This window comes from Rhodoferax sp. (assembly GCF_030646845.1).
GTDB lineage: Bacteria > Pseudomonadota > Gammaproteobacteria > Burkholderiales > Burkholderiaceae_C > Rhodoferax.
This window is the reverse complement of the sequence record NZ_JAUSLE010000003.1, coordinates 84,958-102,024: the sequence shown is the minus strand read 5'-3', so window position 1 is coordinate 102,024 and position 17,067 is coordinate 84,958. Positions and strand designations below refer to the sequence as shown.

The following is a 17,067-nucleotide window of genomic DNA, read 5'->3' as shown; positions in this document are numbered from 1 at the left end:
TCGCTGCAGGCGCAGAGCGGTGCCCCCGCAACGCCACCGCCGTCCGCACAGCCAAGTGCCCAATTGCCTACGCTGGGTGACAACAGTGACATGACGAGCAGCGCCGAGCGGCGTCTGGGGGACCGTATCGCCCGCGAGATCTACCGGGATCCGGACTATATGGATGACCCGGTGCTGGCCGAATATGTGCAGGGCATCTGGCAGCCCCTGCTGGCCGCAGCGCGCGCACGTGGCGATCTGTCGAGTGAGCTGGACGAGCGTTTTGCCTGGGAGATCATGCTCGGGCGTGACCGGACCGTGAATGCCTTTGCCTTGCCGGGGGGATACTTGGGCGTTCATCTGGGTCTGATCGCCATCGTCAGCAGCCGGGATGAACTGGCCTCGGTGCTGGGGCACGAACTCAGCCACGTCACGCAACGGCACATTTCACGCCTGATCGCCAAACAGAGCCAGCAAACGCCCTGGATGGTCGGCGCCATGATTCTGGGTGCGCTGGCTGCCAGCAAGAATGCCGATGCCGGCAATGCCCTGATCGTGGGCGGCCAGGCCGTCGCGGCGCAGAACCAGCTCAATTTCTCCCGCGACATGGAGCGCGAGGCCGACCGTGTGGGTTTTGGGGTCATGACGCAGGCGGGTTTTGACGGACAGGGATTTGTGTCGATGTTCGACAAGCTGCAGCAGGCCTCGCGGCTCAACGACAACGGCGCCTACCCCTATTTGCGCAGCCACCCGCTCACCACCGAGCGGATCGCTGACATGCGGTCGCGCCAGCCACTGGCTGCACGGAGCCCTGTCGACGCGGCCCCTGCCCTGGAGCATGTGATGGTCGCTGCCCGTGCCCGCGTGCTGTCCAATCCGGGCGTCGACGCCTTGCGGGCTTTGCTGACGGAGGCGGACGGCGCCAAGCTGGCGACCCTGGCCGCGCCGCGGCAGGTTGCCGCCTTGTATGGCGCCGCCCTCGCCGCCAGCCGCCTGCGTGATTTTGCTGCTTCCAAAGCCTACCTGGAGCGGTTGACGGTGCTGGTTCGCTCCGATGCGCGGGCGGCCCGCCTGTCTCGTTTGCTGGAGGCTGAAATGGCGCTTGCTGCGGGGGATGCAGCGCGTGCGGCCGCCGTGTTGAACGCGGCTGCGGGACCAGCCAATGCCGGCGGTGAAGGCGCTGCAGTGCGTCGTCCCGAGTTGTTTCTGGCGGCACAGGTCGCCACGCAAACGGGCCAGAGCGACCGCGCCGGTGACGTCGCGCAGCGCCTGCAAGGCTGGGTGGCCGCGCATCCGCGTGATGGCCAGGCCTGGCAACTGCTCTCCGGCGCCTATGCCGTGCAGGGACAGACCTTGCGTGCCATTCGCGCCGATGCCGAGACACAGGTGGCATTCATGGATTACGGCGCGGCGCTTGACCGCTTCAAGGCGGCACAGGAACTGATACGGCAGGGGCGTGCGGGCGCAGCTGCTGCGGACCACATCGACGCGTCCATCATCGACACCCGCCAGCGACAGGTCGAACTGTTATTTAAGGAACAGACGCTCGATCGCTGAGTCGATCACGATACCAAACACCGAGTAGATCAGCGACCCCAGCAGGGCGGCGCCAAAGCCGCGCACATGAAACCCGTCCAGCACGCTCGCTGAGGCCCAGAACATCAATGCGTTGATGACGAACAGGAACAGACCCAGCGTGATCACGGTCACCGGCAGGGTCAGCACCACCAGCACCGGGCGCAAGATCATGTTGAACAGCCCGATGACAAATGCCGCTATCAGTGCCGACGTGAAGCTGGTCACCTCGACGCCACTGTAGATGTACGCAACGGCCAGCAGGGCGGCTGCGCTGAGCAGCCATTTGACAATAAGTTTCATGACTCAAAGGATAGCACCCTGAGACGCGCAGCCCATGATGATCGTCAATTCGCGCTAATTGTTCGCGGTTCCCGGTTTGGGAAAGTTGCCGTCGGCCCAGGCCGTGGCGCTGGCCCGGTTGAGCTTGAAAGCCGGTGCCACACGTACCTGCGCCAGCTGCTCGCCGGCTTCATCCTGTGCCGTCAGGACGGCGTAGGGGTTGTCTTCATCGGGCACGATGTCGAGTGACACAGTCACCCGGGCGCCCCGCGACGTCACCGCAATGCTCTGGTGCAGCGTGGCGTGCAGTTGCTGCTCGTGCCGGCGCACAAACTCCTTCGCCGTCTTGACCAGCGTGCTGAAGGCCGGGCCGTCCAGCGGTTTGGGGTTCTTTTTGTCGCGTCCCATGGTCCACGGCCCCACCAGGGCGGGCTCGGGTTCAGCATCCTTGATCATGGCGACGGCCCAGCCATCGTCGTCCTCGTTTTTGATGACGCTGGCGGTCCAGCCGTCGCCACGCCACAGGCGCGGCTGCTGGATCTTGTTGTCAGGGTCGAGCGATGGGCTGTCGAAGTCGGTCACGGCGGAGTCATTTCGGTGAAAAGGAGCACGGTGTGCCAGCCCGGATTTTAGTGGCTGCCGCTTTTTCTCTGGTGGATGTGGGGTTCGCCTCGCGCCGGGCTATGATCCGTCCCCCATGGCAGGCATACACATCACCGACATTGAGTCGGCCATCAATTACTGGCGTGAGCGACAACCCTCGCCGGACGGCTTTTCGCTGGCGCCCGAAACCCGCGCTTTGGCCGAGGTGTACGCCCTGATGGTGTTCTACCACGAGGTGCAGGCCGACGAAATCTCGATGCCGCCCCAGGCCCTGCAAGCCTGGCTGGCGTGGTACGACACCACGCCAGATACGCCGTGCATTGCGATCTGCTCCACCAGCCAGGGTGACGAGGAATGCAAAGGCTGCGGGCGGACTTTTGCCGAAGTTCAGTACTGGACGGAAATGCGCCCGGCTGAAAAACGCCAGACCTGGCGCCGCATCACCATCGAGGGGACGTCCTGGCGCTTCAACAAATATGCGGAGCGGGCGGCCGAAGGGTGTTCTGACGTGCTATTAAATAAATAGCTTTTTAGGCAATATCCACGAGGGCCAGAGGCCTATTTAGCTCTTATTTCCAGCGCACTGGTTCAATGTCCACGTTGTGTTTGCCGTCGCCCAGCATCAACACGCCTTCCTGAATCGTGGCCTGCAGTTGCATGCTGCGCTGCGCCATCGGAATGAGTGCCTGTGCGGCGGCGGTCGGCACCCGGAACACACTGAGGTTTTTCGGCCGCGCCAGCTTGGCCTCCATGGTGCGCCACCAGACCTCGGCGGCATGGTTGAAGCAGTACAGCACGACTTCATCGGCTTTGCCACAGGCTTTGAGCAGCGGCTTGTCTTCGGGCTGGCCCACTTCGATCCAGAGACGGGTCTGGCCGGTGTAGTCGCGCAGCCACACATCCGGCTCGTCGGGGTCGCTCAAACCGGCGCCAAAGGCCAGCGTGCCGTCGCCGCCGCACACGGTTTGCAGCTTGTGCGCCTGTAGCGCCAGGGCGCACAGCCGCACCATCATGCGTTCGTCGGTTTCGCTGGGGTGGCGCGCCAGAGTGAGCGCGTGGTCGGCGTAGTAGGCGTGGTCAATGTCGGCGATCTGCAGACTGGCTTTGAAGATGGTGGATTTGATGGCCATCAGATCAGGCGCCGGGCCGCCCCAAGACGGATCAGCCCACTTCGGGGGCAGGGAGGACACGCAGTGCCGAGCGTGGGGGTCATAGTCAGACGCGGCGAGCCAACTCGGCGGCCTTGCCGGTATAGCTGCCCGGGGTCATGGCCAGCAGGCGGGTCTTCTCGGCTTGCGGTATTTCCAGGTTGGCGATAAAGCCCTGCATCAACTCACGCGTCATGGGTTCGCCGCGCGTGAACTTCTTGAGTTGCTCGTAGGGCTGGGGCAGTCCAAAGCGGCGCATCACGGTTTGAATCGGCTCGGCCAGCACTTCCCAGGAGGTGTCCAGATCGGCCGCGATCGCCGCCTCATTGATTTCGAGTTTGCCCAGGCCGGTACCCAGCGACTGGTAGGCCAGCACCGCGTAACCCAGCGCCACACCCATGTTGCGCAACACCGTGCTGTCGGTCAGATCGCGCTGCCAGCGGCTGATCGGCAGCTTCTCGCTCAGGTGGCGGAGCAAAGCGTTGGCCAGACCCAGGTTGCCTTCGGCGTTCTCGAAATCAATCGGGTTGACCTTGTGCGGCATGGTGGACGAGCCCACTTCGCCATCCTTGAGCTTTTGCTTGAAGTAACCCAGGGAGACATAGCCCCAGACATCGCGCGACCAGTCGATCAGGATGGTGTTGGTACGGGCCACGGCGTCAAACAGCTCCGCCATGTAGTCGTGCGGCTCGATCTGGATGCTGTACGGCTGGAATGTCAGTCCCAAGCCGAGCGGCTCAGGCGTTTCGATCACCTTGCGACTGAAGGCCTCCCAGTCGAAGTCGGGCCAGGCCGACAGGTGGGCGTTGTAGTTGCCCACCGCGCCGTTCATCTTGGCCATCAGCTTGATGCTGGCGATTTTGTCGCGCGCGGCCACCAGGCGCACCACGACGTTGGCGATTTCCTTGCCCACGGTGGTGGGGCTGGCGGTCTGGCCGTGCGTGCGGCTGAGCATGGAGACGTCGGCAAACGCGTGGGCCATGTCGCGCAGCTTGGCGATGATGGCGTCCAGTGCCGGCAGCAGCACCTGGTCCCGTCCGGCTTTCAGCTGCAACGCGTGGCTGGTGTTGTTGATGTCTTCACTGGTGCAGGCAAAGTGCACAAACTCCCCGGCGGCGAGCAGCTCGGGCCGGGCCTCAAATTTGGACTTGATCCAGTATTCGACGGCTTTCACGTCATGGTTGGTGGTTTTTTCGATGGTCTTGATGGCTTCGCCATCCGCTTCCGAAAAATGTTTGACCAGGCCCAGCAAGTAAGTGCGTGCTCCGGGCGACAGTGGCCTGAACTCGGCGAAGCCGCAGTCACTCAGGGCGATGAACCAGGCCACCTCCACTTGAACGCGGCGCTGCATATAGCCCTGCTCGCTCATGACAGGACGGAGTTTGGCAAGCTTGGCGGCGTAGCGGCCGTCAAGCGGTGAAAGGGCTGAGATGGCGGAAAAAGTCATAGGTCGATTGTAAGTTGTGCCCACCATTTGTCCGTGGGCAAGCTCTGGCACACCCCCAATGGATAGAATGACCGATCCTGCAACGACGAACAGCCCATGAAATTAATCGGATCCAGCTCCAGCCCTTATGTGCGTAAAGTGCGCGTCGTCATGGCCGAGAAAAAACTTGACTACGACTTCGTGACCGAGGACGTCTGGGCGGCGCAGACCACGATTGCAGACTCCAACCCTCTCGGCAAGGTCCCCTGCCTGATCATGGAAGGGGCCGAAGCCCTGTTTGATTCGCGCGTGATCGTCGAGTACCTGGACACCCTGTCACCGGTGGGCAAACTGATTCCGTCGGTGGGTCGCGAGCGGGCCGAGATCAAGACCTGGGAAGCCCTGGCCGATGGCGTGCTGGATGCGTCGATCTTGGCGCGGCTGGAAGCCACCTGGGCTGGGCGGACTGAGGCACAGCGCAGCCAGGCCTGGATCGACCGCCAGCTGGGCAAGGTGCAGGCATCCGTGAAGGCCATGAGCCAGGGACTGGGCGAAAAGCCTTTTTGCGCCGGCATTCATCTGAGCCTGGCTGACATCGCCGTGGGCTGCGCGCTGGGGTATCTGGACTTCCGTTTCCCGCAGATTGAATGGCGTACCGAGTACCCCAATCTGGTCCGGTTGCATGACAAGCTGATGCAGCGTCCCAGTTTCGCGGATACCCTGCCGGTCTGAATGGCGCGCCACTCACGGCGTGCTGCATAACGGCCAGGCGTCACGCCGTTAACATTGTTTTACATAAATTGATTCGCCATCTGGTGCGCCCGCTCTTACAGTGCGCACACCATGGGCATATTCAAAACAATCTATAAATGCTGCAAATGCGGCGCCACCAGCTACCAGCGGATGATTGACCGCGCCGCGGATGGCGCGCTGCAAACCACCGGGCAATACCGGTGCACGGGATGCAGAAATGTGTTTGCCAGCCTGCGGGCATGGTGGGAGCCGCACCGCTCAGTGGAGCTGCAGTCCAGCGGCGTTTCCAGCAGATTCCCGGCCGACTAAGAGGCCTGCCCGAAGTGGCGCCTCAGCTGCTGGCGCGCTTCTTGAGCCAGCGCATCAAGGCGCCGAGCCAAGGTAATTTCTCGTAAAGTTCTTCTGCTGCATCCCAGTAATCGCGATGCAGCGTGATCAGACCCTGTTCGGAAAACAACAGATGCGAGCCACCGTGAATGGTTTGTTCTGAGGCACGCGAGAAGCTTTTGAAGCGAAAGCGAAACTCCCAGGTCAGGAAACACTGGCGGTCCTGCACCACCTGGCCGGTGATCACAAAGCGAGGTGCCTCCAGTGTCTCAAACATGTGGATAAAGATATGGCGGATAGCGGCCACACCCTGCACGTCGTTGAAGGGGTCCTTGAAACGCGCCTGCGCCTCGTAATAAGCACCCAGCTCGCCCACGCTTTGCGGCGTGAGCGATTCAAAGTAAGCGATGACGCGGGTCACGGCCGCTGAATTGACAGTTGGCATCATTGGGTGGTTCGCCGAACCAGATTGAAAAACATGCGGTCGGGCAGTAGGCGCAGGATCTGCATCCATATTGTGAAGCGTTTGGGGAAGTGGATTTCAAACGCCCCCTGCGCCCATCCCTGCACGATGGCCGTGGCCGCCTGCTCGGGCGTCAACAACGCGGGCATGTTGAACTGGTTGCCGGCGGTGAGCGGCGTCTGCACAAAGCCCGGGTTGATGATGGACACGCCAATGCCCTTGTCACGCAGGTCCTGGTACAGGGTCTCCGCCAGGTTGATGAGCGCGGCCTTGGTGGGGCCGTAAGCCAGGCTTTGCGGCAGGCCCCGGTAGCCGGCCACGCTGCCCACCAGACTCACATGGCCCGCGCCGCGCGCCAGCAGGGCGGGCAGCACGGCATCCAGCAGGTGCAGGGCCCCGGAGTAGTTCACCTGGACGTGGCGCAGCATGTCGTCGAGGTCGAGCGCATCGGCGCGCATGGCCTGGTAATGCCCGGCGCAGTACATCACGCAATCCAGCGGGCCTTGTGCCAGCACCAGCGCCGCCGCCTCCTGTACCGCCTGCGGGTCGGTGGCGTCGAGCGCCAGCGCCTGGCTGCCGGGGTACTGCCGCGCAAAGCCATCGAGTGCCTGCGCACTGCGAGCCGACACGATCACGCGAGCGCCGTGGCCGTACAGCGCCGCGGCAGTGGCCCGACCGATGCCCGTGGAGGCGCCCAGGATCCACACTGTCTTGCCGTGCCAGTCTTTGATCGGGGGATTCAGTGCGGGGAAGAAGGCCATGAAGTCAACTTTCGCTATTGTTTTTGTAGTGGCCTGCGCAATTGCAGCGGGGGCTGTGGCCTGTTTTGATTGAATTCAAGGCAGGCCTCAACGTTTCACAAACGACAGCGTGACCTCGCCCAGCCGCACCCCGAATTTGCTCATCGCTGCCTTGTTCAGCATCACCTTGTCCGTCATCAGGTACATCCAGTCGTCGAACTGGACTTCGTAGACTTTTCCGTCCACCGGCAGGCGCAACGTGTAGGCCCAGTGAAAGGCGTTGCCGCGGCTCTCGCCCAGGGCCTCGCCCACCACGTCGTCGGCGCGGCCGGTGAAGCGGCCATCCGCCTGTTTTTGCAGCTTCCAGATGCGCTTTTGCGTGCTGCCATCGGCGTAGGTGAAGGTCTCGTCCAATACGCCCTGCGCGCCATTCCAGTTGCAGATCATGACCACGGTGAAACGCTTGACCACGGTGCCGGAACGGTCGGTGAACACACCGTAGGCGTCCAGCGTGCCGTTGAAGTACTGCTGCAGATCCAGTACCGGCTTCTCGGTGGCGTAAGCGTCAATTTGCTGCGAGGCGCAGCCACCGAGGATCAGGGCGGAAGTGGCGATGGCGGCGGCCACCAGGATGCGTCGTCTTGTCATGGTGTCTTTCGGATGATGAGGGTATGAAGGAGGCCCGCAGCCACCGCCTTGAGCGCGCAGGGCAGCAGGCAATAGGCCAGGGTGAGGGTTTGCAGGGCGGCCTCGTCACGCGTACCCGGCACGTAGCCCAGGGCGCCCAGCACCGGCAGTGCCACGCCGGCCGCCAGGGCCAGATTGAGTTTGGTGGCAAAGTTCCACCAGCCAAAGTAGGCGCCTTCGGCACGCCCCCGGTCGCCGCCGCGCTCGATCGTGCCGGCCAGCAGCGCGCCGGGCAGGGCCAGATCGGTGCCCAGCGCGGCACCCGACAGCGCGCACACCACGACAAAGGCCGCCACGTCGCCGCTGCCCAGGGTCGATGCGAACACGAACACCGCGATCGACAGCAGCATGCCCACGCCCCAGGTGCGCGCCAGCCCGATGCGTGGCACCAGGCGCAGCCACAGGGGAATCGCCAGCGCCGCGCACAAAAAGTAGCTGCCCAGAAACAGCGGCTCGGTGGCGGGTGCTGCCTGCAGCCGGTCCTGCACAAAAAACAGGATCAGCGTGGCGGGCACCGCGCTGGCGATGCCGTTGACCACAAACACGGCCAGCAAGGCGCGAAAGCCGGGCCGGGAAAAAGGCAGCCATACCGAGTAGGGCTGGCCAGCTCGCGTGGAGGCGCCCGCAGCGCGGGGTCGCTGCGCGCTGCGCCAGGCCAACCAACCGCCGGTGAGTGCTATGAAAAAAAGAGCTGTTGTCGCAGGCAAACCGAAGGCTGCCGGCGCAATGGATGCCAGGATGACGCCCAGCAGGCCCAGGCCCTCACGCCACGCCACCACGCGGCTGCGCTGGCCCTCGTCGCCACCCAGCATCGCACCCCACGACTGGTGCATGACGCTCAGGGCGCTGAAGGCGGTATAGGTCAGCATGAGGCACAGCGTGGCCCATAGCACCAGCGCCGGCATCTGGCGCGTTGGCGGAAAGAACAACAGCGCAAACCCCAAACCCAGCACCAGCGCGGCGGCTGCACCCCACGCCAGCACCGCATTGAGCGAGCGGGCAAACAGCCGATCGCTCCAGCGCCCCAGCAGCGGGTCGATGAACGCGTCGAACAGGCGCGCGCCCAGCAGAACCGCGCCCAGTGTCGCCAGCGGCACACCGAAGGTGCGGGCGTAGTAGTTGGGCAAGACCACATACAGCGGCAAGGCAACAAAGGCCAGCGGCAATCCCATCAGGCCATAGCGCCAGCCATCGCGCCAGGTAAAACGCAGGCGCAGGACCGCGGCGCTCAAGACAGGGCTGCTCATGGCGTGGCTAGGGGCGGGTCTGTGCCAGCAAGGCGCTGCGCAGTTGCGGCTCACTGGTGGATTCGGACAGCCAGATGCCAAAGAACAGGCGGCTGAACTCCGGGTCCCGAATGGCAGCGCGGGGCTGGCCGTTGTGCCAGAAACGCGCGCCCGCCGCGGGGCTGTGCAGCCCGGTGATGCGGTCGCCCACCTTCACATCGGGAAAGGCCGCCAGCATGGCAGCGAGCCAGCGTTGCGCCGACTCGGGGCTGATGTCGCCCAGGCGGCCCATCTCCTTCAGTGAGCGCTGCGCGATGGCGCGCCCGGACAGGCCGCGCAGGTAAGTCAGCGCCAGCGCCAGATCGTGTTGGGCATAGCTGCCGGCGCGAAAGCCGGGCGCGACCCACAGCGTGGTGTCGTAAACATCAAGGCCGAAAAAGCGCATGCGTGCCGAGCCGGCCCACAGTGCGCCGGGCAGCTCGGTGGCGAGCTCCGCGGGCGGGGCGGCCTGCGCAAGCGCCTGGCGTGGCAGCGTCAGGCTGGCGCCCGTCAGCAGACTGGCAGCGCAGGCGCTCAACAGGGTGCGGCGTTTTGGCATGGGGTCAACGCGGGCAGGCTCAGGCGCCGCGTTTGCGAAAGGTGTACTGGACCACATCGATGTTGCGCTCGTCGAACGCCGCTTCGCAGTAGGCGAGGTAGAACTCCCAGATGTGCACAAAGCGTTCGTCAAAGCCGTTTTGCAGCACCTGCGCCCGGTGCGCCAGAAAGGCGTCGCGCCAGCGCCGCAGCGTCTCGGCGTAATCCTGGCCAAAGGCGTATTCGTCGATCACCTCCAGCCCCGCCGCGGCGGCCTGCTGGCGCATTTCGCGCGGACACGGCAGGCAGCCGCCGGGGAAGATGTATTGCTGGATGAAGTCGGTGGAGCCCACGTAGCGCTCAAACAGGGCGTCGTCGATCACGATGCTCTGCACGCAGGCCCGCCCACCGGGCTTGAGCAGACGCGCCACCGTGGCAAAGTAGGTGGGCCAGTACTCACGCCCGACTGCCTCTACCATTTCGATCGAGCAGATGGCATCAAAGGGCGCGTCCTGGATGTCGCGGTAGTCCTGCAGGCGCAGGTCGGCCTTGTCGGCCACGCCGAGTCGCTGCATGCGCTCCTGCGCAAACGCCAGTTGCTCGGTGCTCAGCGTGACGCCCGCCACCGTGGCGCCGAATTCGGTGGTCGCCATCTCGGCCAGTGCGCCCCAGCCGCAACCGATTTCCAGCAGCCGGTCGCCCGGCTGGACACCGGCCAGCGTCAGCGCGCGGCGAACCTTGGTTTTTTGCGCCTGAGCCATCGGCTGGCTCAGGTCACCGTCAAAAATGGCCGCCGAGTAGTTCATGGTCTCGTCCAGCCACAGGCGGTAAAACCCGTTGCCCAGGTCGTAATGGGCGTGGATATTCTTCTGGCTGTTGGCGCGCGTGTTGCGGTTGAGCAGGTGCTTGATCCGGTACAGCAAGCGCCCGGCCCATGAGCCGTAGATGACGCCCTCCACTTCGGCACGGTTCTTTACCAGCACGCGCAGCAACTCGGTCAGGTTGGGTGTCGTCCAGTCGCCGGCGATGTAGCTCTCGGCAAAACCGATATCACCCGATTTGAGCGCGGCGGCAAACACGTTCCAGTTGTTCAGGTGCAACGTCGCATGCGGCAAGGCCTCGCTGCCAAACCGGTGCATCGAACCGTCGGGCAGTTGCAGCGTCAGGCTGCCGTGTCGCAGCCCTTTCAACAGTTTCAGCACGCTGCGCGCGGCCGCGGGCGTGCCTTGGGGAATCGCAAAGGGCGGGACCGTGGTGCTGTTGGTGCTATTCATCGTGGACCTCGGGAGTTCAGCGGGTGGTGAAGGATTGGGGCGGCTTGGGTTTGCCAAAAAAGCGTACTTTTTTCAGAAAAAGCTTGAGCGCCTGCCAGTGAATGCGCAGCACCACGCCGAACGTCATCGCCGGGTAGCGCCACAGCGCACGGCGCATGGCGTGCGCCGTCAAGGGCTCCAAGTTGCCGCTGACGCTGGTCTCGATCAACGGCCCCTGCGCGTCGTCAAAATCGATGCGCGCCACGGTGCGGCTGCGGTCCGGCGTGACCATGAAGCGAAAGCGGTAGCCGCCTTCGACCGGGCAGAACGGCGACACATGAAACACCTTGGCGGCGCGCTGCTCCACGCCGAACCTGGGTGCATCAAGCAGGTAACAGTGGCGCTCGCCAAAGGTGTTGTTCACTTCCACCACGATGGCACGCAACGTGCCGTCCAGCCGGTGGCAATACCAGAAGCTGACCGGCTTGAAGGTGAAGCCCAGGACGCGCGGGTAGCAATGCAGCCAGACCTCGCCGTCCGCGCCGTCAATGCCCTCGTTTCGCAGCAGTTCATCCAGCCAGGCCAATGCACCGCCTTGTTGCGGGCTACGGCCATCGCCGTGGTCAGCGTCGTAAAAGCTCAGGGCGGCAAGGCGGTTGTGGGCGAGCGCTCCAAAGCCTTCGCGCTGCAGGGTGCGCATGGGCAGCATCAGGAAATAAGTGCCGTAGGCAAAGGCGTGACGCACCGGCGCCAGCCGCGTATGGCGCACCTCGCCGAAACCCATCAGCGCAGCGGGTTGCCGAGTTGGGAGTGCTGCGCTCAGGTTCATGCTGCTAACCTCTCCGGCATGGCGATCAGCGCCTGCAGTCGCGCCGCCACCTCCAGCCCTGATTTCAGCCCGTCCTCATGGAAGCCATAGCCGGTCCAGGCGCCACAGAAATACGTGTGCCGCTGGCCTTGCAGCGCCGGCACCCGTCCCTGGGCGCGAATCGCGTCCACGTCGAACACCGGGTGCGCGTAGTCAAAGCTGCCATGCACCTGGCGCGGATCGATCTCATGCTGCGGATTGAGCGACACCAGCACCGGCTGCGTGAAGGGCACGGGCTGCAGCATGTTGATGAGGTAGTGCAGGCAGACCCGGGTTTCATCGGGGCGTGTGCCGCCATGCTGGGCTGCGCTTACGTAGTTCCAGGCCGCCCAGGCGCGGCGTTTGCGCGGCAAGACCGAGGCATCGGTGTGCAGCACGGCGCGGTTGGGCTGGTAGCGGATGGCGCCCAGCGTCTCGCGCTCAGGCGTGCTGGCGTCGCCCAACATGGCCAGCGACTGGTCCGAGTGGCTGGCCAGCACGACCTTGTCAAAGCGTTCGGTCTGGCCGCGCACGGTGATGTTCACGCCCCAGGCGTCGCGCGCGATGCGCTGCACCGGGCTGCGCAGCCGCTTGTCCGCGATGTGGGTAACGATCTTTTCCACATAGTGCCGTGCCCCACCCGCCACCGTCCACCATTGCGGTCGCTTGGTCACCTGGATGAGACCGTGGTTGTGGCAAAAGCGGATCATGGTGGCCACGGGGAATTGCAGCATCTGGTCAGTGGGGCAACTCCAGATGCACCCCAGCATCGGCAGGAAGTACCAGTCCCTGAACTCCGCAGACAGGGCGTGCTGCGTCAGGAAGTCACCCAGCGGCTGCATCAGCTGCGTTTCCTCGCCGCGCTCGGCGATATCGGTGGCGAGGCGGTTGAAGCGCAGCACGTCACGCAGCATGCGCATGAACCGCGGGTTGGCCAGGTTGCTGCGTTGGGCAAAGACCGTGTTGAGGGACGAGCCGCTCCACTCCAGCGCGCTACCGGCGCGCGCACCCGGCACCTGCACCGAGAACGACATGTCCGAACGGGCCGTGGCCACGTTCAGTTCGGCAAAAAGCTTGATCAGTTGCGGGTAGGTTCGCTCATTGAAGACCAGGAAGCCGGTATCGATGCCGTGGGTGACCGGACCCGCGGGCCCGTCCAGGGTCAGGTCCACGGTGTGCGTGTGGCCCCCAAAGTAGTCACCGGCCTCCAGCAGCGTGATGTCGGCCTGACCGCGCAAGGCGTGGGCGACGGCCAGACCGGAGATGCCCGAACCGACGATCGCGATCTTCATGGCGCGCAGTCCGCGGCAAAGGCCGCCGTCACAGCGGGCAGTGGGCGACAAAGGGAGGTAAAAGCATGGGTTTTCATCGTGATTTGAACTATACAGTATTTTTGTGACTGCATGGTATTAAATCGGATGAAAGGGTTTTATCCCCTGTTTAAATCAGGGGCATCAAACGCCGCCGGGTCGGGCTGCCGTTCTGCGGCCGTTCAGGAACTCAAGCGCTATCGAAAGGAACTGGGCAGGAAACTGGAGCCGGGGGCTGACCGCGCGATTGGCGTCAGCGCCCCTGTCCCTGCCAGAGGCGGTCTGACGCGGGTGCCTTGGTCAGTACCAGCAGGCGCTGCAGGTTGATCTTCACTTTGACGTCGCGCTCCGCGACGCTGGTGACAATGCGGAAGTCACGCTGACTGGTGTCGCGCACGATCAGCTCCCCGGTCGGCATGCCGGCACGGTTGATCAGGATGGCCACGCGCGGGGTCGTGGTGTTGGCGCCGCGTTTGATCACGACGGCAATCTCGTTGGTGGCCAGGCGCACGAACGAGCCTGGTGAGTAAATTCCCACGGCCTTGATCAGCGCCGCACCGGCCTCGTCGATCTGGCGATTTTCATCAAAATAACTGGCCTGCATGGCGGTCGCCGGAAGCTCGGGCGGGCGCGAGGCGCGCGGCGCCAGGCGTGCTGCGAACATGTCAGCACGCTGGATCAGACGCGCCATGCGCTGGCTTTGCCCGCGAGCGGCCAGCGGGCCCGGCGTCTTGGTGTGATGGTCCAGCACGGCTTCAAGCCAGCAGGAGTCGTTGACCCCCAGCTGCTCAAGCAGCCTCACCGAGCGCAGCGCATGCTGGTCGATCTGTCGCCGCTGCTCCGGGCTGGGCGGCTCTTTTTGCACCGCCAGCCGGTCCTGCAGCTCGGTCATGCCGATGTTCATGGTCAGCGCGGCACTGCACAGCGTGGCCTCCATTTCGGCGGGCCATTTCAGTACTTCCCGTGCGGCCAGGCTGCACATGACGCTCACCAGCATGGCGTGGGTCGCACTGTACAACTGCACCTCACTGCTGGAAAGGTGAATCAGCGCAAACAGGGTGCCATCCGGGTTGAGACGCGCATGCCGGCTGAGCTGCGCCTGCAGCCTGTCCAGCCGGTCGCGAAAGCTCGCCGGGTTGCTGTCGCGCAGCATGGCATGCGCCTGCACCTGCAGGTCCAGCCAGTCAGGCTCTCCCGTGCCGGTGGTGTCGCGGCTGCTCGCCAGTTCGAGGGAAGAAAACTGGCTTTCCGCAATCTGTCCGAGTGGCCGGTCCTCGCGCACCAGGGTGTGGAGTTTGCCGACATAGGCCCGGTGATGGCTCTCGGACTCGGTGACATCGATGAACAGATTGGTGCGCCGCCCGACCATCAGCTCCAGTTCATCGCGGTTGTCCACCACATAGCCCTTGGCCGCCAGCAAAACCCCGCTCTCATCCCGCAGCGAGAACGGCAGGGGATGGCCGATGCGAATGGTGTCGACGTTGACGGTAACGAGATTCATGAGGTGAGGGAATTATGCCAATTCACGCGCAAACATTGGCAACGCGATCGCTTGCCTCCCTAGCTTAAGGGATGGACCCAGCCTGCTAGCATTGAAGACATGACCGACATACCCTCCATTTCTGCGCTTTCAGACAAAATTTGCGGTCGTGACAGTGTTTTGGCCCGGGTTGCCCGGCTGCCCCGGCCGCTGGTGTTCACCAATGGCGTGTTTGATGTGCTGCACCGCGGCCATGTGATGTACCTGGCCCAGGCGCGTGCGTTGGGTGCCAGCCTGCTGGTGGCGCTGAACACCGATGCGTCTGCCCGCCGACTGGGCAAGGGCCCGGACCGCCCTCTCAACAACGAGGCCGACCGGGCTTTCGTCATGGCGGCCCTGGCCTCCACCAGCCTGGTGACCTGGTTTGATGAAGACACGCCCCTGGAACTGATTGCGCAAGTCAAGCCCGACCTCCTGGTCAAGGGCGGGGACTATGACATGCAAAAGCTGGCCGAGACACGCGTGGTCGAGTCCTATGGCGGGCGCGCCCTGGCGCTGCCGTTCGTGGATGGCTATTCCACCACTGCACTGGTGCAGAAGATTCGCCAGGCGTAACGACAAAAAGGGTCTCTGGTCTCTTGATGGAGCGACTCAGCCCGCAGTCAAGGTGCCATAGGCCTTGCGTGTATCGGGTGACACCGACGCAAGCACTTGCGCATACGATGTCTTGTGTCTTGCCAGCAGCCGTGCCGAGGCCACGGTTTTGGATCGGCAGAACCAGTGGCAGGTGTGCTGCATCAAGAACAGTTCGGCGGACAGGGTGAAGGCCTTGTCTTTGGGTGTCTGATCGGTGTTGTTCGCCGCGTGGCTGATCCCATGCGCATGAATGCTCAGGGCTTTGCGCAAGTCAAACGTGAGGCTCGGGAAAAGCTTGGCCGCATAGGGCACGGACAATGCGAGCTTGCTCACCCGCGCGTCGGCCTCATCAACCCGGGAGAACTCGGTCACGAAGCGCGTGAACTGCTCGCACAGCGCCATCTCGGTCGTGCTCAACAAATTCCAGATCTGTGCCCGCCGTTCCGGATCGGACTCCCCCAGCGTGCGCAGGTAACCCTCCGTCAGACTCTCCATCAGTTGTTCAATCTGGTACTTCCCGAGATGCGTTCCCAGGAGGGCAATGCGCCGGTTCTGATCTCGCGACTTGAGCGCGTAAATGCCAATGGCCAGCGCCATCAGCATAGTGAATATTTCCATGACGACGTGCGGGAGGTATTTGAGTAAGGCGTGAGTGTAGTGGCCACCTCACATCGCAAGCCAGTCAGCAATGGACTTTGTCGTGCAGCGTGCGGCAGATGTGCAACGGGATGTGCAATCCCGGTCGCGCTTTTGGCCTCTCAGCAACCCGATTTGCGATTTCGTACAGACGGAAAACTGCTATGACTTCACAATTCCCTGCGACCAAAAAAGAGAATCTTCAATCCGGCGCCGTGGCTACCCGTCAATGAATGAGTCGGGTCGCTATATTGGATTGATGGTGCAACAAATTTATAAGAAAAAGTATTGTGAAACCATCGTTTCTGCTTGCGTTCCAGCAGACTCGGCGCCTGTGACGCGTCGCTTGCGGAACTCAACGCTGACTTTCATTCAAGGAGAACAGTCATGCAATTGTTTACACGGATCCTGCTATTTCTGGCTGCCGCAATCTCCTTGAGCGCAGCGGCGCAGATGCCGCAGGGGAAGTACCTTGAAGCACGCGGTTCGAAAGTGGCCGTCATATTGGCGCACGGCCAGGGGCTCGATGCTGACTCTCAGGTTGTCAGTCCACTACGCAAAGCCATTCACACGGAGCTCGGGTTTCACACCCTTTCGCTTCAAATGCCAACCCTTCCAGGGCAACGCTCGCCCGAGCTCTTTCATGCCTATGCGTCCACCTTCCCGGATGCGTACGCCCGCATTCAGGCTGGCATCGACTTCCTGAAGAAGGACAAGGGCGTGGAGCGCATCTATCTGATGGACTACAGCATGGGCGGTCGGATGACGACGGCGTTCCTGGCCAACAACCCGGACGCGGGCATTGTTGGTTACATCGGAGTGGGGCTGGTGGCAGGCGGACCGGAGCCGCTGAACACGAACATGAACCTGCGCAAGGTCAAGGTTCCGGTGATCGATATCTATGCGGAGAATGACACCGACGCGCAGTTCGCTGCGAACCGGAAGGCCTTTCTATCGGAGCGCTTTGTGCAGGTTCCTGTCGCCGGGGCAAAACATCACTATCGCGGGCACGAGAAGCAGGTCGTAGAAGCGGCGATAAGTTGGCTGAGGAAGCAGGAGCAAAGATGAACGCTGAGCCCTCCCATTGAAAGGGCAGACGCGAGCCCGGAAACCAGGCTCC

20 protein-coding genes are annotated in these 17,067 nt (G+C 63.3%); 6 read left to right on the top strand and 14 right to left on the bottom strand.

The window, feature by feature from the left end:
* Window positions 1–90: 90 nt before the first annotated feature.
* The gene (locus Q7T10_RS00615) at window positions 91–1,536 is read left to right on the top strand and encodes a M48 family metalloprotease (protein WP_304744827.1); all 1,446 of its coding nucleotides are present in this window, start codon (window positions 91–93) and stop codon (window positions 1,534–1,536) included.
* Here Q7T10_RS00615 and Q7T10_RS00610 read toward each other — a convergent pair.
* Window positions 1,507–1,857 (bottom strand): phage holin family protein, encoded by a 351-nt coding sequence (locus Q7T10_RS00610; RefSeq protein WP_304744765.1) that lies wholly within the window; start codon window positions 1,855–1,857, stop codon window positions 1,507–1,509. The genes Q7T10_RS00615 and Q7T10_RS00610 overlap by 30 nt on opposite strands.
* Window positions 1,858–1,911: 54 nt before the next feature.
* A complete protein-coding gene (locus Q7T10_RS00605; protein WP_304744763.1) occupies window positions 1,912–2,418 on the bottom strand; it encodes a hypothetical protein in 507 nt (168 codons plus the stop codon).
* A 115-nt stretch (window positions 2,419–2,533) separates the two neighbouring features.
* On the opposite strand from Q7T10_RS00605, the gene Q7T10_RS00600 reads away from it, so the two are divergent.
* Window positions 2,534–2,965 (top strand): DUF3717 domain-containing protein, encoded by a 432-nt coding sequence (locus Q7T10_RS00600; protein ID WP_304744761.1) that lies wholly within the window; start codon window positions 2,534–2,536, stop codon window positions 2,963–2,965.
* Between the two features lie 43 nt (window positions 2,966–3,008).
* Here Q7T10_RS00600 and Q7T10_RS00595 read toward each other — a convergent pair whose 3' ends face one another.
* Complete coding sequence (locus tag Q7T10_RS00595; protein WP_304744759.1) at window positions 3,009–3,569, bottom strand: YaeQ family protein; 561 nt, start codon at window positions 3,567–3,569, stop codon at window positions 3,009–3,011.
* An 85-nt stretch (window positions 3,570–3,654) separates the two neighbouring features.
* The gene (gene purB / locus Q7T10_RS00590) at window positions 3,655–5,034 is read right to left on the bottom strand and encodes an adenylosuccinate lyase (RefSeq protein ID WP_304744757.1); all 1,380 of its coding nucleotides are present in this window, start codon (window positions 5,032–5,034) and stop codon (window positions 3,655–3,657) included.
* Between the two features lie 96 nt (window positions 5,035–5,130).
* Between purB and Q7T10_RS00585 the strand changes: the two genes are divergently transcribed.
* Entirely contained in the window at window positions 5,131–5,745 is a 615-nt protein-coding gene (locus Q7T10_RS00585) for a glutathione S-transferase C-terminal domain-containing protein (RefSeq protein ID WP_304744755.1), read from the top strand.
* Between the two features lie 111 nt (window positions 5,746–5,856).
* Window positions 5,857–6,075 (top strand): hypothetical protein, encoded by a 219-nt coding sequence (locus tag Q7T10_RS00580; RefSeq protein ID WP_304744753.1) that lies wholly within the window; start codon window positions 5,857–5,859, stop codon window positions 6,073–6,075.
* 22 nt (window positions 6,076–6,097) lie between these two features.
* Here the strand turns inward: Q7T10_RS00580 and Q7T10_RS00575 are convergent, their stop codons facing one another.
* The 9 genes from Q7T10_RS00575 to Q7T10_RS00535 all read right to left on the bottom strand — a co-directional run bounded on the left by Q7T10_RS00575 (window position 6,098) and on the right by Q7T10_RS00535 (window position 14,696).
* A complete protein-coding gene (locus tag Q7T10_RS00575) occupies window positions 6,098–6,541 on the bottom strand; it encodes a nuclear transport factor 2 family protein (protein WP_304744751.1) in 444 nt (147 codons plus the stop codon).
* The gene (locus Q7T10_RS00570) at window positions 6,538–7,317 is read right to left on the bottom strand and encodes an SDR family oxidoreductase (RefSeq protein WP_304744749.1); all 780 of its coding nucleotides are present in this window, start codon (window positions 7,315–7,317) and stop codon (window positions 6,538–6,540) included. Before Q7T10_RS00570 ends, Q7T10_RS00575 begins: the two co-directional genes overlap by 4 nt.
* A gap of 87 nt (window positions 7,318–7,404) precedes the next feature.
* Window positions 7,405–7,944, bottom strand: a complete 540-nt coding sequence (locus tag Q7T10_RS00565; RefSeq protein WP_304744747.1) for a DUF3833 domain-containing protein — start codon at window positions 7,942–7,944, stop codon at window positions 7,405–7,407.
* Window positions 7,941–9,230, bottom strand: a complete 1,290-nt coding sequence (locus Q7T10_RS00560; protein ID WP_304744745.1) for an MFS transporter — start codon at window positions 9,228–9,230, stop codon at window positions 7,941–7,943. The genes Q7T10_RS00565 and Q7T10_RS00560 overlap by 4 nt, the downstream gene beginning before the upstream one ends.
* 7 nt (window positions 9,231–9,237) lie before the next feature.
* On the bottom strand, window positions 9,238–9,807 hold the full coding sequence (locus Q7T10_RS00555) for a chalcone isomerase family protein (RefSeq protein ID WP_304744743.1): 570 nt from the start codon (window positions 9,805–9,807) through the stop codon (window positions 9,238–9,240).
* A gap of 19 nt (window positions 9,808–9,826) precedes the next feature.
* On the bottom strand, window positions 9,827–11,059 hold the full coding sequence (locus Q7T10_RS00550; protein WP_304744741.1) for a cyclopropane-fatty-acyl-phospholipid synthase family protein: 1,233 nt from the start codon (window positions 11,057–11,059) through the stop codon (window positions 9,827–9,829).
* 16 nt (window positions 11,060–11,075) lie between these two features.
* Window positions 11,076–11,867 carry a DUF1365 domain-containing protein gene (locus Q7T10_RS00545; protein WP_304744739.1) on the bottom strand — a complete coding sequence of 264 codons (792 nt, stop codon included), beginning with the start codon at window positions 11,865–11,867 and terminating at the stop codon, window positions 11,076–11,078.
* Window positions 11,864–13,177 carry an NAD(P)/FAD-dependent oxidoreductase gene (locus tag Q7T10_RS00540; protein WP_304744737.1) on the bottom strand — a complete coding sequence of 438 codons (1,314 nt, stop codon included), beginning with the start codon at window positions 13,175–13,177 and terminating at the stop codon, window positions 11,864–11,866. Before Q7T10_RS00540 ends, Q7T10_RS00545 begins: the two co-directional genes overlap by 4 nt.
* A gap of 271 nt (window positions 13,178–13,448) precedes the next feature.
* On the bottom strand, window positions 13,449–14,696 hold the full coding sequence (locus Q7T10_RS00535) for an HD-GYP domain-containing protein (protein WP_304744735.1): 1,248 nt from the start codon (window positions 14,694–14,696) through the stop codon (window positions 13,449–13,451).
* A 99-nt stretch (window positions 14,697–14,795) separates the two neighbouring features.
* Between Q7T10_RS00535 and rfaE2 the strand changes: the two genes are divergently transcribed.
* Window positions 14,796–15,290, top strand: coding sequence for a D-glycero-beta-D-manno-heptose 1-phosphate adenylyltransferase (gene rfaE2, locus Q7T10_RS00530; RefSeq protein ID WP_304744733.1), 495 nt, complete (start codon window positions 14,796–14,798; stop codon window positions 15,288–15,290).
* A 36-nt stretch (window positions 15,291–15,326) separates the two neighbouring features.
* Here the strand turns inward: rfaE2 and Q7T10_RS00525 are convergent, their stop codons facing one another.
* A complete protein-coding gene (locus Q7T10_RS00525) occupies window positions 15,327–15,929 on the bottom strand; it encodes a hypothetical protein (RefSeq protein WP_304744731.1) in 603 nt (200 codons plus the stop codon).
* A 405-nt stretch (window positions 15,930–16,334) separates the two neighbouring features.
* Between Q7T10_RS00525 and Q7T10_RS00520 the strand changes: the two genes are divergently transcribed.
* Window positions 16,335–17,015: an alpha/beta hydrolase gene (locus Q7T10_RS00520; RefSeq protein ID WP_304744729.1), complete on the top strand. Its 681-nt coding sequence runs from the start codon at window positions 16,335–16,337 to the stop codon at window positions 17,013–17,015.
* Window positions 17,016–17,067: the final 52 nt, after the last annotated feature.